This window comes from Asticcacaulis machinosus (assembly GCF_028550435.1).
Lineage (GTDB): Bacteria > Pseudomonadota > Alphaproteobacteria > Caulobacterales > Caulobacteraceae > Asticcacaulis > Asticcacaulis machinosus.
Genome location: NZ_JAQQKV010000004.1, coordinates 258,925 through 275,418 on the forward strand (window position 1 = coordinate 258,925; position 16,494 = coordinate 275,418).

General features: G+C 56.6%; 14 protein-coding genes. 4 read left to right on the top strand and 10 right to left on the bottom strand.

Features of this window, described 5'->3' with window-relative positions; all coding sequences use genetic code 11:
• Window positions 1-3 precede the first annotated feature (3 nt).
• Window positions 4-714 (bottom strand): Bax inhibitor-1 family protein, encoded by a 711-nt coding sequence (locus PQU98_RS16460; protein ID WP_272746056.1) that lies wholly within the window; start codon window positions 712-714, stop codon window positions 4-6.
• 65 nt (window positions 715-779) lie between these two features.
• Window positions 780-2,120: a glycoside hydrolase family 27 protein gene (locus PQU98_RS16465; RefSeq protein WP_272746057.1), complete on the bottom strand. Its 1,341-nt coding sequence runs from the start codon at window positions 2,118-2,120 to the stop codon at window positions 780-782.
• A gap of 117 nt (window positions 2,121-2,237) precedes the next feature.
• On the opposite strand from PQU98_RS16465, the gene purD reads away from it, so the two are divergent.
• Complete coding sequence (purD, locus tag PQU98_RS16470) at window positions 2,238-3,506, top strand: phosphoribosylamine--glycine ligase (protein WP_272746058.1); 1,269 nt, start codon at window positions 2,238-2,240, stop codon at window positions 3,504-3,506.
• Here purD and lpxK read toward each other — a convergent pair.
• The 4 genes from lpxK to PQU98_RS16490 are packed head-to-tail and all read right to left on the bottom strand — an operon-like array spanning window position 3,498 to window position 8,330.
• Window positions 3,498-4,502, bottom strand: a complete 1,005-nt coding sequence (lpxK, locus tag PQU98_RS16475) for a tetraacyldisaccharide 4'-kinase (protein ID WP_272746059.1) — start codon at window positions 4,500-4,502, stop codon at window positions 3,498-3,500. The two genes, purD and lpxK, sit on opposite strands and share 9 nt — an antisense overlap.
• A complete protein-coding gene (locus PQU98_RS16480) occupies window positions 4,489-5,811 on the bottom strand; it encodes a 3-deoxy-D-manno-octulosonic acid transferase (protein ID WP_272746060.1) in 1,323 nt (440 codons plus the stop codon). Before PQU98_RS16480 ends, lpxK begins: the two co-directional genes overlap by 14 nt.
• Window positions 5,812-6,528: a lysophospholipid acyltransferase family protein gene (locus PQU98_RS16485; RefSeq protein WP_272746061.1), complete on the bottom strand. Its 717-nt coding sequence runs from the start codon at window positions 6,526-6,528 to the stop codon at window positions 5,812-5,814.
• Window positions 6,525-8,330, bottom strand: a complete 1,806-nt coding sequence (locus PQU98_RS16490; RefSeq protein ID WP_272746062.1) for an ABC transporter ATP-binding protein — start codon at window positions 8,328-8,330, stop codon at window positions 6,525-6,527. Before PQU98_RS16490 ends, PQU98_RS16485 begins: the two co-directional genes overlap by 4 nt.
• Window positions 8,331-8,535: 205 nt before the next feature.
• Between PQU98_RS16490 and PQU98_RS16495 the strand changes: the two genes are divergently transcribed.
• Both PQU98_RS16495 and PQU98_RS16500 read left to right on the top strand, forming a co-directional pair.
• Entirely contained in the window at window positions 8,536-9,231 is a 696-nt protein-coding gene (locus PQU98_RS16495; RefSeq protein ID WP_272746088.1) for a fused DSP-PTPase phosphatase/NAD kinase-like protein, read from the top strand.
• Window positions 9,232-9,309: 78 nt separating this feature from the next.
• Complete coding sequence (locus PQU98_RS16500) at window positions 9,310-10,233, top strand: CPBP family intramembrane glutamic endopeptidase (RefSeq protein ID WP_272746063.1); 924 nt, start codon at window positions 9,310-9,312, stop codon at window positions 10,231-10,233.
• On the opposite strand, the gene PQU98_RS16505 is transcribed toward PQU98_RS16500, so the two are convergent.
• From PQU98_RS16505 to PQU98_RS16515, 3 genes are read right to left on the bottom strand one after another with little or no spacing between them, the layout of a single operon-like run.
• Window positions 10,230-10,448: a DUF4170 domain-containing protein gene (locus PQU98_RS16505; protein WP_272746064.1), complete on the bottom strand. Its 219-nt coding sequence runs from the start codon at window positions 10,446-10,448 to the stop codon at window positions 10,230-10,232. The genes PQU98_RS16500 and PQU98_RS16505 overlap by 4 nt on opposite strands.
• A gap of 12 nt (window positions 10,449-10,460) precedes the next feature.
• Window positions 10,461-11,273, bottom strand: a complete 813-nt coding sequence (locus PQU98_RS16510) for an inositol monophosphatase family protein (protein WP_272746065.1) — start codon at window positions 11,271-11,273, stop codon at window positions 10,461-10,463.
• Window positions 11,270-12,634 (bottom strand): TldD/PmbA family protein, encoded by a 1,365-nt coding sequence (locus tag PQU98_RS16515; protein ID WP_272746066.1) that lies wholly within the window; start codon window positions 12,632-12,634, stop codon window positions 11,270-11,272. The genes PQU98_RS16510 and PQU98_RS16515 overlap by 4 nt, the downstream gene beginning before the upstream one ends.
• A 299-nt stretch (window positions 12,635-12,933) precedes the next feature.
• Between PQU98_RS16515 and PQU98_RS16520 the strand changes: the two genes are divergently transcribed.
• Window positions 12,934-14,919, top strand: coding sequence for a putative bifunctional diguanylate cyclase/phosphodiesterase (locus PQU98_RS16520; RefSeq protein WP_272746067.1), 1,986 nt, complete (start codon window positions 12,934-12,936; stop codon window positions 14,917-14,919).
• Here PQU98_RS16520 and PQU98_RS16525 read toward each other — a convergent pair.
• Window positions 14,894-16,429 carry a UbiD family decarboxylase gene (locus tag PQU98_RS16525; protein WP_272746068.1) on the bottom strand — a complete coding sequence of 512 codons (1,536 nt, stop codon included), beginning with the start codon at window positions 16,427-16,429 and terminating at the stop codon, window positions 14,894-14,896. The genes PQU98_RS16520 and PQU98_RS16525 overlap by 26 nt on opposite strands.
• Window positions 16,430-16,494: the final 65 nt, after the last annotated feature.

Sequence of the window (16,494 nt, forward strand, 5' to 3'; positions counted from 1 at the left end):
GCTTTAGTCGCTCATGGCATCCAGCAGTTCCAGGAACAGGTTAATGACATCGAGGTAAAGCTCAATGGCCATGTTGGTGGCGGTGTTCCAGTCATTTATGCCCTGAGACTGGAGGCGCGACAGCGTATGAAAATCGTAAATCAGATAGACTGTAAATAAGGCTACACCGATAAGGGCGGCAAATCGCTGAACATTGCGGGGGATGGCAATGAATATGCGAATGAGGTTGAACAAAATCAAAGCTATAAGGCCGACGAGCAGGTAATTACCGAAAACCGCCATGTTCAGGCCAAATGGTGCAATCATTGCCGTTATAAGAACCACGGAAACGGTAATAGCCAGAACGTTAGCGCCTAGATTTTCATCAACGGATATAAGCGCTATGGCTAACTGCACGCCTATCAGTGTGGACCAAAGTGAAAATACAGCCAGAGCTGTCCATAAGGGCTGATGCTGCCCCCAGAAATACAACAAAAAGAATGCGCCCAAGCTGAAAAGGCTAAGGGCCGAAAAGCCAGACCGGATGGCCTCTTTCGAGACGTGCATATCAGTCTGGCCTTTTTCGTTGGTGGTCGCGCTAATCCAGGTGGCGCCTTCATCCAGATATTGGCGGAATTTAAGAAGGGTCAGTTTTGCGCTCAGCCATGTCATAAATAACTGAACAGCAAGCACAAAAAATGTCTTCGCATACAGCGTTGAAAACAGCGTGTCCATAATTCCCCCCGAACGTGATCTGTGGCTAGGACACGGCGACCCTTAAAAAATGTCAATAGTTGAAATCAGGTAAGATGATAAAACGCGCTGGCATGGGGACGTAGTTCGGTTTTCAGCGCTGTTTCCATTACCCCTATATCCTTGCGGGCCCAGATGTCGCGCACCTTCACCTTATTTTTCAGGCCCATAAGTTTGAACATCTCAGTAAGCGTCTGAGGTTCATCGGAAATGTTAAATAGCGCCAGATAGCGGCCTTTAGGGGCATCGGCGATCCAGCCAATCTGACCGCTCCGTTTAAACAGCACGCGATTATTAGCGCTTTTCTGATTGACGGCAATGACTTCCGGGTTGGTCAAAAGGTCAAGTGTGGCCTGATCCATAGAGCGCAGATCACCGCCCATGATCAGCGGAGAGCGTGCAATCGACCACAGGGTCATCAGGGTTTGCTGCTCATCCGGCGTAAACTTGGTCTGGCGCTTGCCCATCGCCAAAAGCCCCAGCGGTAGCATATCGGCATCGGGCCAGGCGCCGGCCTTGCGATGCGGGTTCCAGTTTTCCAGCCGCTGGAACTGATCGCGCAGCAGGTGCCATTCATCCCAGAAGTCATCGGAGATCCGCCACATCTGGGCATATTTCGGCACATGGTGGGCCCAGTTCAAATCGGTCTCACCGGGCGACAGGCTTAAAATCATCGGGCGTCCTGAGGCGGCAATGGCCTTATGGGCAGCTTCGATCTCGCGCCAGTTGTCGCCGTAAGGGCGGGACATGTCGTCCATCTTGACGAAATCGACGCCCCAGTCGGCAAACAGTTTAAAGACCGAGTTGTAATAGGCTTGCGCGCCCGGCTTGGTCATGTCGACGCCGTACATATCGCCGTTCCAGGTGCAGGTGGAATTGGTGTTGGCGATGTCCTGCGCGCGGACTGTGGTGCCCAAAATAGGGACGTTCTGTGCCACGGCCTGACGCGGGATGCCGCGCATAATGTGAACGCCGAATTTCAGACCCATTTTGTGAACCTGATCGGACAAGGGTTTGAAGCCCTTGCCATTTTCAGACGACGGGAAACGGTTGGGCGCGGGCAGGAGGCGACCATTGCCATCCATGCTCAGCGGGGCGTCCTTGCGGTAATTATAACCGTCGGCATTGGGCTCATACCACTGGATATCGACGGTAAAGACATCGTAACCGGACGGCAGCAGCTTATCGGCCATGATGTGCGCGTTTTCCACGGCCTGAGCTTCGGTGATGGTGGTGGCGAACGAGTTCCAGCTATTCCAGCCCATCGGCGGGGTCGGGGCCAGCACCGGCTGTGCTGCAAAGCTAAGGCCGGATGAGGCCGCGAATGTCGCGGCCGATGCGCCGCCGATCAGGGCGCGCCGGTTGAGTTGCCATTTTCCTGTCATCATGACCTCCGTTATTTTGTCTGACTATTGCAGTGGTCTGGCCAATTTGCCAACCCTTTTTTCGGGAAAAATGTCGAGGGCTCTTGACGGCAGCGGCTGCCTCGACCAAGCCATTGCGCCATGAATATTCTGCTGATCGGCTCGGGCGGCCGCGAACACGCCCTCGCATGGAAAATCGCCCGAAGCCCGTTGCTGACGCGTCTGGTGATCGCGCCCGGCAATCCCGGCATGGCCGCATTGGGGGAATGCGTCGCCATCAAGGTCACCGAGGTTGATAAGCTGGTGGCGCTGGCGCAATCGATGAACGCCGATCTGGTCGTGGTGGGGCCTGAAAGTTCTCTGGCCGAGGGTATCGCCGATGCGCTGATGAAGGTCGGTATTCCGTGCTTCGGGCCTACCCAAACCGCCGCGCAACTGGAATCGTCGAAAGCCTTCACCAAGGACTTCTGCAAACGCTACAATATTCCAACGGCGGCCTATGAAACCTTTGAGGATATCGCGGCCGCGAAAGCTTACCTTAAAACCTTACCCGCGCCCTATATCATCAAGGCTGATGGTCTGGCGGCGGGTAAGGGTGTGGCCATCTCAAATGATTTGCCCGATGCCTACGCCGAACTGGAGGCCATGATGTCGGGTAGGTTTGGCGCGTCGGGGGCGCGGGTGGTGATCGAAGAGTTCATGACCGGCGAAGAAGCCTCGATCTTTGCGCTCTGTGACGGCGAAACGGCGCTGCTGTTTGGCTGGGCGCAGGACCATAAGCGCGCTTTTGATGGTGATACCGGCCCCAATACCGGCGGCATGGGCACCTATAGCCCGGCGCCGATTGTGACCTCACAACTGCTGGATATTACCCAGCGTGACATTCTTGACCCGACCATGCTGGGCATGAAGGCCGAGGGCAATCCGTATAAGGGTGTACTCTATGCGGGTCTGATGGTCGAAGGCGGCAACCCGCGTCTGGTCGAATATAACGCCCGCTTTGGCGATCCGGAATGCCAGGTGCTGATGCTCCGTCTCAAGAGCGATATTGTGCCGTATCTGCTGGCGGCGGCTAAGGGCGGGCTGAAAGATCTGCCAGCCCCCGAATGGCATGATGAGGCAGCCGTATGCGTCGTCTATGCCGCCAAAGGTTACCCTGATAGCCCGATCGGCGGTTCGATCATCAAGGGCGCTGAGCAGGATTTCGGAGAAGGCGTCAGCGTATTCCATGCCGGAACTTCGCGGGCCGAAGATGGCTCATTGCTGGCCGCCGGTGGGCGCGTGCTCAATGTCTGCGCACGCGGAGCAACGATCAAAGAGGCGCGTGATTCCGCCTATGACGTTGTCTCAAAAATCCAGTGGCCGGGTGGGTTTTATCGTACCGATATTGGCTGGCGCGCTTTATCTTAAGAGGGCCGCCTTAAACGCGGCTTCATCATCAAAGCGCGCCCGAATGGGTAGATAATCAATTGTTGATTTCCAGTGTTCAGGCAGCTTAACCCAATCTTTTTCCGTGGTAATCAGGCGCGCCGATTGTTCTTCAGCGGCGGCTTTTAGGATGGTGAGATCCGCCTCGGATATGGGTGCGTGATCGGGATAGGCTTTGAAATCTATGACTTCACAGCCCAGTCGTGTCAGCGTGTCCTGAAACTTCCACGGCTTGGCAATGGCGGCAAAGGCCACCACGTGAGCGGGTTTCATAACGGCGGTTAGGCGAGCGATAAAGACCGGCTTGCCCTCAAACATAGCCAACAACTCAGGATCAACCGACTCATCCTCTGACGGCAGCCACAGGATAATGATATCGGCCCGCGCCAAGCCTTCATTCAGCGGTTCGCGCATCGGCCCGTAAGGCACCACGCCGCCGTCCCCGAATGGCCATGCGCCGTTTGAGGTATCGCCGTCAACCACGACGATACTGATATCTTTGGCGATGGTCAGATTTTGGTGGGCATCATCAACCACCGCGATGCGGGCGTCCGTGGCCTCAATCGCCCGCAGTCCGGCGGCGCGACCCCTAGCCACAAAAAACGGAAATTCACGCGCCAGCATCCACGCTTCGTCGCCTACTTCGGCAGCGGTGTGGATAGTTGTGTCAATATTAATCGGGCCATCAAGCGTGCCGCCATACCCCTTGGACAGGCCAACTGCGTTCGGCAGCAGTCGCAGAATTTCGCGGGTCACCGGCGTCTTGCCCGACCCGCCAACCGTCAGATTGCCGACCGAAATGACCTTAAGCGATGACCGGTAGGGCGTGGCTTTTTTGGCTTTGGCACTACCGGCGGCGATCCACAGTTGCGACAATGGCCACAGTATCGGCCGCCACCACGGCGCACCGGCGGCGTTTTTTTTATACCACCATTGGGGCGTTCTTAAGGTCTGAGCCAAGATTTTAAGCCGCCTCATCCTGAGCGGGAGCGGGCGGCAGCAGCGGTTCAAGACAGCGCCAGACCATCGGCAGGGTATCGCCGTCTTTACGCGCCAACCGCCGCGCCAGGGTATTAGCGGACTCAATGATTTCGGGATTGGCCAGCAATTGCTCGACAATCAGCCGCAGTTCATCGCGGCTATTCGCCTTCCAACCGGCCCCCAGTTCCAGCATGTCATCATAGACCGCCTGCCAGTTGTAAAGCTCCGACCCAAATATTACGGCTTTGGATAATCGCATGGCCTCCAGCGGGTTGTGACCGCCGATGCCGGTTGAAAAACTGCCCGCCATGATCACCACATCGGCCAGCCGGAAAAACACCCCAAGTTCGCCCAGAGTATCGGCCAGATAGATATGGGTATCCGGTGTGATAACCTCGGCCTTTGAGCGCTGGGCGACCGTAAACCCCAGCGCTTCCAGATCAAGCCGGATATCTTCGGCGCGGATCGGATGGCGCGGCACGATAATCAGCAACGGTTCGTCCGGAGATTTAATTATCGTCTCTAAGGCAATGGAAATATAGGCGTCTTCGGTCGGGTGGGTGCTGGCGGCCACGATAACCTGCCGCGCACCGATCTGTGCGCTCAAAGCCTCACGCGTGGTGATATCATCCTCCAACGGCGCGCCCAGGGTCTTGAGATTAGCCTGAGGGGCGACATGGCGGGCGACCGGATCGCCCAGACTTTTGAGGCGGGCCTCAGAGTCCTTATCCTGCGCCATGATCAGATCGAAACCGCTTAAGGTATAGGTGATCGCGTCTTTCAGCCGCATCCAGCCCTTATAGGTTTTTTCAGTGATGCGGGCGCTGAGCAGGGCGTGTTTGATGCCACGTTTCTGCAAGGCCCCGATCAGGTTCGGCCACAGGTCGCTTTCGATAAAGATCGCCAAATCCGGCTGCCAGTGATCCAGAAACGCGGCGACCGCCTGCGGGGTGTCGATGGGCGCATATTGATGCGTGATGTCGCCTAAAGCCGCCAGCCGTTTGGCTAAAATTTCCGCTGAGGTGGTGGTCGATGTGGTCAGCAGAAACCGCACATCGGGCCGTTCCGTTTTCAGGCGCTCAATTACCGGCAGAACCGACAGGCTTTCGCCGACACTGACGCCGTGCAGCCAGATCAGTGTGCCGGAGGGACGCGGGATGTCCGTGCGCCCCAGACGCTCCCGAAACCTTACCGGATCTTCCTTACCGCGCTCAAGCCGTCTGCGCAGGACAAACGGTGCTTGAGTATGAAACAGGCTCATCAACCATTGATAAGCGGTCAGAGAAAGCGGTTTGGGGCTGCGCATCTAAAGCGGCGCCCCCGCCACACGGTCGGCTTCATCGGTCACGCGTGTCAAAGCATCACCCATGTGGGTCATCAGGTCTTGCAAGCGGTCGGCGTCGATATCGGCCGGCACGGGGTCATGAACCTCCCACACAATCGCCACATGTCCAAACGGCAAAGGTACGCGCATCCTATCCCAGGTCTTAAATTCGATAAAGCGGGAGGTCGATAAACCTACTGTGATCATCACAGCGCCCGTCATTTGCGACAGTTTCAATGTACCTTCGGTCATTTCGCGATGGGGGCCGCGCGGTCCGTCAGGGGTCATGGCCACGCATCGACCCTCGCCATTCGGGGCGCTGCGCATCCAGCGCAGCATCTCGCGAAAGGCCTGAGCGCCGCCTTTTTGTTTGGTCGGATCGGATTTTTTAGCCGAAGACCCGCGGATGGCATGATAGCCAAAGCGCTGATTGATCAGGGCGCTCTGGTCGCCGCTTTTGGACAGTGAGGCCAGCACACACACCGCTTGTGCCCGATCCAGTGGCCAGCAGGCATGGGTCAAATGCAGGCGGCCGTGCCAGAACATCAGTACAACCGGCCCTTTGGCGGCCCAGATGGCTTCGACAGCGGCCTGATTGACACGCGTGAAACGGGAGGTGCGGTAGCAGAATTTCAGATAAGCGACCACGAGGATGGCGATCAGGTTCTGAACCGGTTTTGAGTTTATAAGGGACTTCATGACGCCACACCTGCTGCCATTTGCGGGTTATTGTGTGGCATATCAAACTGTTGCCGCGCCAGATCGGCATAGAGACCGCCGGATGCAATAAGCCCGTCATGGGTGCCGCGCTCCACGATCCGGCCTTTGTCGAGCACCAGAATCTCATCGGCATGGCGGATGGTCGACAGGCGGTGGGCGATCATGAAAGTGGTGCGCCCGGCCATCAGCCGTTCCAGCGCTTCCTGCACGCGCGCTTCGGATTGGGTATCAAGCGCCGAGGTGGCTTCATCGAGCAGCAGCAGGGGGGCGTCTTTCAGGAAAGCACGGGCAATGGCGATGCGTTGTTTCTGCCCGCCCGACAGGCGCGAACCGGCCTCACCCACGCGGGTATTGTAGCCATTGGGCAGATCCATGATGAACTCATGGGCGGCGGCGTCACGGGCGGCTTTTTCGATAGCGGCGGGGGCAGCATTCGGATTGCCATAGGCGATATTGACCGCGATGGTGTCATCGAACAGGAACGGGTCTTGTGTCACCAGCGCAATATTTTCGCGCAAGGATTTGAGCGTAAACGACTTTTGGTCGCGATCATCAAAGCGGATATGGCCATGAGTGGCATCGAAAAAGCGTGGCAAAAGGTTGAGCAGGGTCGATTTGCCGGATCCTGACGGCCCGACCAGAGCGATGGAGCGCCCGGCCTCAGCGGTAAAGTTTATGCCGGTAAGGGTCGGCATATCTGGTGCATATTCAAAACCAACATCGTCAAAATGAATAGTTTTGAAATCGCGCGGCAGGGTCATCGCACCCGGCGCATCCGTGATGTCGGGCTGGATATCCAGAACGGCAAACAGGCGTTGGGCCGCCGTCATGCCTTCGGACATAATGGTTTGCAGGCTGGCAAGTTGGCGAAGGGATTGTGCGGCTGACCCCAGCAGGGCCAGGAACGCGGTAAAGCCGCCGACGGTCATTTCCCCAAGCCCTGAACGCCAGCCGGCATAGGCGATCACCAGCGCGATCAGCACGGTCGTCAGGGCTTCGGTGACGGGGGCGGCCGAGGCGCGGGCATTGGCGCCCTTGATGATGTGTTTCTGACGGCGGGCGATGACTTCGTTGACGCGGCCTTCTTCAAAGCTTTCCTGATGGGCGATTTTGACGATTTTGACCCCGTCAAGGCTTTCCATGATGGCCGACGACAGGCTGGAGGTCTCTTCCATCGCCCCTTTAGCGGCCTTTTTGGTGCGCTTCATGTAGCCCGATAAGACCTGACCGATGATCGGGCCGATGACCAGAACACCTAGCGTCATTTTCCAGTCGATAAAGGCCATCGCAATCAGGGTGTAGATAACCGTCAGGCCATGCTGAGTGTAGTTGACGACGCCGTTAGTGGTGGCTTCGCGCATTAAACCGGCATCGAAAAGAACCGAGCTAAGATATTGTCCAGAATGAGCCTTTTGCAGGCGGGCGAGGTCTGCCCGGATCAGGTTGGCAAACAGTTGCGATTGGATGTGCCCGACCAGTTGATGGCCAATGCGGTTGACGAGGGTAACCTGCCCCAGTTGCGCGCCCAGCCGTATAAAGCCCATGATGACGATGATGAGCGGCACCATCAACAGTGGATTGTTGCTGATAAAGGCGGGCACATTTGTGGTGGCCGGACCGGTTTCGCCGAATAAAAGCTCTACGCCGGGCTTAAGCATCAACAGAACCGCGGCAGTCGCCAGCCCGACCAGGGCCGCGCATAGCATGGAGGTCAACAGCGCGCCCTTTTGCGGGCTTAAATACTCACGCCAGACACGGGTCATCAGGGCCTTAGTGGCCATGTGCGCAGAAGCCGGTGAAGATGCAGGATCAGCCATTCGGTACAGATAGGGTGTTTACGCTATAACCATAGCCTTTAAGGTGATTTTTCACAAAACCAATAGGTTTCGTTGCGGCCAATCCACAAAAGACCTTATCACTGCGTCAAAAATGTCTATATGAGGGGCCGTGCGGATCACCGCTATCCTTAAAAAACATTTCGAGTTCATGGTCAAAATATTCAAAACCCCAAAGACCCATAAGGTTTACGACACGTCCTCAAAATGGGGGCTGTTCAAGACCTATATGGCCTTTCTGTGGGGCGATCATGCCTATCTGAGGCTCGGTTTTACCAATGCCCATTGGATCGACGATAAGATGCTGCGCGCCAATCAGCCGTGGCCGTTTCAACTCAGGTGGTTTCAAAAGCATGATGGCATCAAGACCGTCATCAATCTGCGCGGACAGCGCGGGTCGTTCTATGCGCTCGAAAAACATGCCTGTGCGCGGCTGGGGCTGAAACTGGAGGATTTTAAGGTGACGTCGCGCGACGTGCCGTCAAAAGAGGCCATTCTGGCGGCCAAAGAGATGTTCGAGCGGATCGAATATCCGGCCCTGCTGCATTGTAAATCGGGTGCAGATCGCGCGGGAATCATGAGCGTTTTGTACCGCCATCTGCATCTTGGGCACCCCATCGAAGAGGCGATGTCTGAGCTGGGTCTGCGCACCCTGCATATGAAGGCGGGTAAAACCGGCGTGCTCGACTACATTTTTGAGCGTTACCTTGCGGTCGGTAAGCCACAGGGCTTAAGCTTTGTCGAATGGACCCAAAGCGAAGACTATGATCCGGTGCGCATCAAATCTGATTTCAAAGCGTCGTGGTGGGGGACGCTGCTGACCGAGAAAATCTTCCGGCGGGAATAGTTAACGCAATGTGACACCAAGCATAGACAGCTTCGCAAAACCCTGTAATCTGAAGTCCGGGTTTTGAGGGGGCTAATCATGCAGGGCATCGACCTCTACGCACCAAAACAGCCGGGACAACGTCTGACCTGGACGCCGTTTGCCTTCGCCGTCACCTTTATCGCTATTGCCATGTGCGCGCTGGTGGGTATCCGGCTGATTTACCTGTTCGACTGGGAGCATGGTGAGGCTCACATCTGGCCCTCCTTGTCGGTGCAACTGGTCACCGGCTTTGGCATGTCGGCCGTGTTGATCCTGATCTGGGCCTGGTTTTATGAGCGGCGCGGGTTCGCGGCCAACGGGCTTAATCAAAAGGGCCTGACGCGGTTTGGCCGCGGCTGGCTGATCGGTGTTGGCTTTGCGCTTGTTATTGTGGCCATAGCCATGATCAGCGGCGTCTATGAGGTTGAACATTCCGGTTTTCGCGCTGAACCGAGCTGGCTGGGGCTGATTCCGTTTATCATCCTGCTGTTAGGTTTTGTCGTGCAGGGCTCGACCGAAGAAATCCTGATGCGCGGCTATCTGATGTCCGTACTGGCGTCACGGCATGGGCTGATGCTGGCGGTCACGCTCAACAGCGCCTTTTATACCCTGCTGCACAGCAGTAAATTCAGCCTGACTTTTGAGCTGATTATTATGGTGTTCAATATACTGCTTCTGGCCCTGTTCATCAGCCTCTATGCCATTCGCGAGCACTCGATCTGGGGAATTTGCGGCTGGCATACGGCATGGAACTGGTTGTTGGGGGTCGGTTTTGGCTTTGATATTGCCGGCCGTAACTTTGGCGTTGAGCCCTTGCTGGTCGACCTCAAAGCCGCCCCCGGTCAGCCGTGGTGGCTAACGGGCGGGGCTGTCGGGCCAGAAGGCAGCGTGATCACCAGTCTGATCCTGTCAGCCGGCATCGGTTGGCTGTTGTGGCAGGGCGGCTGGAAGATATTCAGACCGTCCACCTCTGCGGTTTAGGCATCCGGGTTAAGTAGCTTATGGGCGTGGATAACGAAATAGCGCATCAGGGCGTTATCAACCGTTGATTGCGCTTTTGAGCGCCACGCCTTGACTGCTTCTTCATAGGTGCCATAGGCGCCGACAAATTCAACGGCCTTAAGATCTTTGAATTGTGTCTTGGTCAGGTCGGACAGTTCGCCGCCGATGACAATATGCAGGAGTTGTTCGCTCATAGCCGATAAGCCTCAAGTGTGGTCAAGGGATAGTAGATGCTCGCAGCGCCTGATGATGTCCGCATAAAGGGGTTCGCAGGCGCAGACGAGCGAGGGTTTCAGACTTGACTTACCATTGAAATGATAAGGATTACCTAAATGGTCAGATACACGGGCGCCAGCCTCCGTCGCAATCAGGCAGGCGGCGGCGATGTCCCAGTCGCGTTTCGGCGTAAGCGCCAGTGTGAAATCAACGCGCCCCGCCGCCACGCAGGCCATACGATAAGCCACGGATGGACGTGATGACACCAGCATTCTGGGCCAGTCACCCTGCCATATGTCTTTGGCGAATATACGTGCGTCACCGATAACGTGCGCGCCTTCCAGTGTTTTTTTGCCGCTGGCCCGGATCGGCTCACCATTCAGGGTCGCCCCCAGTCCAAGCCCTGCGGCGTAAAGTTCCTGAGCCTCCGGGGCATAGACAACGCCGGCGACCGGCTGTCCGTTATCCACGATGGACAGGGCGATCGTCCAGTAGGGACTGCCCTTGGTCAGGCCCATGGTGCCGTCAATCGGATCGAGGACAAATACGCGCGACTTGCTGAGGCGCACCTCGGTGTCGGGCGATTCTTCGCTCTGCCAGCCATAATCGGGCCGCACCTGCATCAACGCTTCTTTAAGCCACAGATTGACCTCAAGATCGGCATTGGTAACGACGGAGCCATCGGACTTGTAATCGATGATCAGGCCTTGCGCCTTGACATGCAGCGCCAGAGCGCCGGCCCGCCTGACCTTATCCACAAGCAGCGCCAGCTCTTCCTCAATGGAGGCAGGGGCCTTGATCATTTCCCCCCCAGCGACAAACCATCCACCAATATAGAGGGGGCATCGTTTGACCCTTTGATCTCCAGATCACTGCCGGGGATCAGACGGGCAAAGATATCGATGAGGTTTCCGGCGACCGTCATTTCGTTGATCGGGAATTGAACTGCGCCACCCTCGAACCAAAAACCGGACGCGCCGACCGACCAGTCGCCGGTGTCGGGATTGACGTTGGGCCCGAACATGGAGGTGACCAGAAAGCCTTTGCCAGCGTCACGCATCATATCGGTTTGACTGAGTATCCCCGGTAGCAGGGTAACATTGTGGGTGGAGGTGCCGGCAGGCCCAGCCAGACCGCGTGACGCGTGGCCGGTCGACGACATACCCAGTTGACGCGCCGAGGCTGTGTTCAGCAGCCAGGTCGTCAAAGTGCCATTGTCAACCAGATTGCGTTTCTGAACGCGCACGCCTTCGTCATCAAAATGACTGGACGCCAGACCGCGCAGCCGGAACGGATCGTCCGTTATGGTAATGCCTGTGCCGAACACCTGAGTGTGCAGCCGATCCTTGAGGTAGCTGGAGCCACGGGCAATCGCAGGCCCAGAAATGGCCCCCAGAAACAAGCCGATGATCGATTTGGATACGCGCGGGTCAAATATAACCGCAGCCTTCGTGCTGTCGATGCGGCGTGCACCCAAAGCGCTCAGGGCCCGCTCAGACGCCAGGGCTCCGGTGCTTTCAGGGGCGGGCAGGTCAGCGTAAAACCGCTTTGAGCGGCCTTCGCCGTCACGTTCCATCTGCCCGTTGGCGTCCGTGGCGATCATGCGCGCCGACTGAAAAAACACGGTCGAGCTTTGCTGGCCGCTGAAACCGCCAGAGGTGAGGATATGCCAGCTATTACGGCTAAAACCCGCGCTGGCGCTGTCGGTTGTGATGCCTGGAATCGCCAGACCCGCCGCTTCGCAAGCCAGAGCCCGGTCTTTAAACGCTTCGGCGGATACGTCTGTGGGATCCAGCAATTGCAGATCCGCGGCATCATGATCGTGGTGGTATAATAACGCCGGATCGGCCAGGCCGGTATAGGGATCGTCCGGCGAGATACGCGCCATGATCATGGCACGCTCAACGGCCCGATCAAGTGTTTGGGGTGAAAATTCGGAAACAGACACCACGGCCTGTTTCTGGCCGACAAAGACCCTGAGCCCCAGATCCTGAGTCTCGTCACGCTCAACTGTTTCGATCTGCGCGCCTCGCACGCCGACGCTTAAAGACTGGCTTTCCGCAAAGACGGCCTCGGCCGCGTCGGCACCGGCACTGTGCGCAGCGGCAATGAGGCGTGAGAGCCGGTCACTGATCGAGGACGTATCGTTTCGCGTTTGCAACATGATCTTTAATTAGGCCGCGTCTGGTGTGTAGGCAAGTCTCAAATGTGACGAATGAGTCTGCCGACGAATGATGGGCCTGACTATTCCGCACTCTTCGAAATAAAACCACCCCTCAGAGTATTGTAATCACAGCTTATCTCAAAACCTCAACACTCATAAGCTTGGGGAAAGGCCTGTAATCTTAGCGTGAAGGGTTAGGGGTTTCTTTAACACTCTAAGGTAGTTTTTTGCCTGTATCGCGATATGGACACAGGCGCTTCAATAGCTTGTGGCCGATTCGCGAAGTGGTGAAGGTGGTAATGAGTATCGGTCAGGGCAGGCTATCGCAATTCGGGCACAGTCTTGTGGCGAACACGGTTGCGTTCCTGCGGGGCGGTTCGCCTGATAAATCCGAAGCTGTGCGCCGTGCGGAGGTCGTTGCCGTGCGCCCCGTGGTGCGCGGTTTTTCTCTTGGGGTAGGCAGTTACTACATACTTATCACGGTTGCGCACCTTTTTTATGAAAAAGGGCTGGCTCTGTGGGTGCTGGATGGTCTGGCGGCCCTGACAATGGTGGCCTGCTTCTTTTTCTTTCATCATACCCGCAATACCCAACGGCTTGAGCCGCTGGAACTAACGTGCCTCACCTTATTTAGCCTGATGTACCTCAATGTGGTGACGTATCAGTATTTTCACGTTGAGCCGGCCAAGCTGGTCTATTTCGTGTTGATGATACTGGTGTTTTCGACAGCCGGGATCACGCCACGGGTGGTAGTGCCGTGTGCGGTCGTGTGTTTGGTGACCATGTACGGGCTGGCGCACAAATACGGTATTTTATCCCAGTATATCTGGATCGGTCTGGCTGGCGTTGCCACAGCCCTGGGTATGAGCGTTCTGCTGCGTCAGGCCATTTTGCGTGCGGTTCATGCGCGGGTTCAGGCCGATACCCTGCGTGATGAGGCACAGGCTCTGGCCAACTGCGATGTGCTGACCGGCCTGCCCAACCGGCGGCGTTTCTTTGATGAAATGAGCCATACGTTGAGTATGCAAAAGCAGGACGGGGTGGAGTTTGATCTGGCCCTGATTGATCTTGATGGGTTTAAGCCCGTCAATGATATCTATGGCCACAGTGTCGGCGATGCGCTGCTGGTGGCGGTGGCGGGACGCCTGCGGACATTGTGCGCCGGACGTGGTTTTGTGGCACGTCTGGGCGGAGATGAGTTTGCGATCATTCTGACCGGTGTGGCGGACGATGAGGCCCTCAAAGGCTTTGGAGCGCATTTGTGCGATGTGCTCAAAGAGCCATATATGCTGTCAGGAGTGGCGGCCAACATCTCCGCGTCGGTTGGGTTTGTGCGTAGCACCGGGCCTTTTCTTACAACGTCGCAATACCTTGAGCGGGCGGACTATGCCCTCTATTACGCCAAACAGAATCTGCGCGGCGCCCCGGTCATTTTCTCGCAGAAACACGAAACCGAGATGCGCGATTTCGGCCTGATCGATCAGACTTTGCGGTCATCCGATCTGGAGCGTGAGTTGTTCATCCTGTTTCAGCCTCAGTATGATGTGGTCGAAAACCGCACCATCGGCTTTGAAGCTCTGGCGCGCTGGAACAGCCCAAAACTAGGGCTGGTCCGGCCTGATATTTTTATCCGGGCGGCGGAACGATCGGGGCTTATTAGCCAGATTACTCTTTTGTTGCTCAGAAAAGCGTTGGCCGATGTCAAATCATGGCCACAGGATATGCGGGTATCTTTTAACCTGTCGACCCGCGATTTGCGCTCCACCACTTCGATTGCCGATATCTGTCAGACCGTGCGCGAGTCAGGGCTTGATCCTAAACGGATCGAGTTTGAGATCACTGAAACCGCCATGCTCAGCGATTTTGAGCAGGCCTGTGAAGCGCTTAATCGCCTCAAGGCGATGGGGTGCCGGATTGCACTGGATGACTTTGGCTCAGGCTATTCGTCGTTCAGCTATATTCACCGCTTGCCGGTCAACAAAATCAAGATTGACCGCAGCTTTGTGGTGCAGCTTCTGAAGCATCAAACCGCGCAGAAAATCATAAAGACGATCATAGATTTGTGCAAAAATCTTCATCTGGATTGTGTGATCGAAGGTGTGGAGACCGAAACTGAGTTGAATAAGTTACGTCAGGTCGGGGCGCGTTACATCCAGGGGTTCCTGTTCTCTAAGCCCCTGACGGCTGATGGGGTGGATGAATATCTGAGCATGGAGGCCCGCCAAAGCCAGACAGGGCAGCATGATACGACGGGCTTATTTATGGCCAGATCGGTGGTTTCATAGTGGGCGGCAGGCCCATTTCAGCCCATTTTTCGCTCACCCGATCGATTACATCCTGATCCATGTAAAGCTCTTCGCCCCATTCGCGGTGAGTTTCAGGTGTCCACTTGTTAGTGGCATCAAGCCCGATCTTGGAGCCCAGACCGCTTTCGGGGGAGGCGAAATCAAGATAGTCGATCGGCGTATTTTCGATGACGGTGATGTCACGCGCCGGGTCCATACGGGTCGAGACGGCCCACATGACATCCTTCCAGTCGCGGCAGTTGATATCGTCATCCACGATAATCAGCCATTTAGTATACATGAACTGGCGCAGGTACGACCACGCGCCCATCATCACCCGTTTGGCGTGACCGGGATAGGCCTTCTTCATCGAAATCACGGCGATGCGGTACGAACACCCTTCGGGCGGCAACCAGAAATCGACGATTTCCGGAAACTGCTGCTGGATCAAAGGTATGAAGACCTCATTTAAAGCTTCGCCTAAAACGGATGGTTCATCGGGCGGGCGGCCGGTAAAGGTCGAAAGATAGATCGGCTTCTTGCGCATGGTGATGGCGCTGACCTGAAAGACCGGAAATTTTTCGACCGAATTATAATAGCCGGTATGGTCGCCGTAGGGGCCTTCGTCGGCATAGTCATCCAGCAGGACATGACCTTCCAGCACGATTTCAGCCTCAGCCGGCACCATCAGCGGCACGGTCTTGGCGGGCACTAACTCTGCCGCCTGACCGCGCAGAAGCCCTGCGAACTGATATTCCGACAGCGTATCGGGCACGGGGGTGACGGCGGCCAGAATAGTGCCCGGATCGGCGCCCAGCACCACACAGGCGGGTAGGGGCTCTGTCTTTTTGGCCTTCTTCCAGCGGGCATGATGCTGCGCGCCGCCGCGGTGGGCCAGCCAGCGCATAATGGCGCGGTCCTTGCCCAGAACCTGCATCCGGTAGATGCCGAGATTGAAATCGTCTTCGCGGGCTTCGGACGGGCCCTTGGTGACCACAAGACCCCAAGTGATCAGCGGCGCGGGCTCACCCGGCCAGCAGCCCTGAATCGGTAGTTTGCTCAGGTCGATGTCATCGCCTTTGAGCACGACTTCCTGAACCGGCGCCTTTTTGACAGTCTTCGGGCGCATGCCGAGCACGGTCTTGGCCATCGGCATCAGATCGAACGCATCTTTCAGGCCGCGCGGCGGTTCCGGCTGGCGCAGAAAGGCCAGAAGTTCACCCACTTCGCGCAGTTCCTGCGGTGTGGTGCGCTCTTTACCCTCAAGCGTGACGCCCATCGCCACGCGCTTGACCGTGCCAAACAGATTGACCAGCACCGGCATGTCGGAGGGCGTGCCATCGGGCAGAACCGGATTTTCAAATAATACCGCAGGCCCTTTTTGTGCCAGAAGCCGGGTCTGAATTTCCGTCATCTCGAGATGGGTCGAAACGGGGGTGGTGACCCGCACCAGTTCACCGGCTTTCTCCAGCTTTGAAATAAAGTCGCGCAGGGATTTATAGGCCGCCATAGGTTTGACTCGTATGGATTTTTCAATGCTGATGACATAGGCTCAATCGCAATTGAAGACCAGTG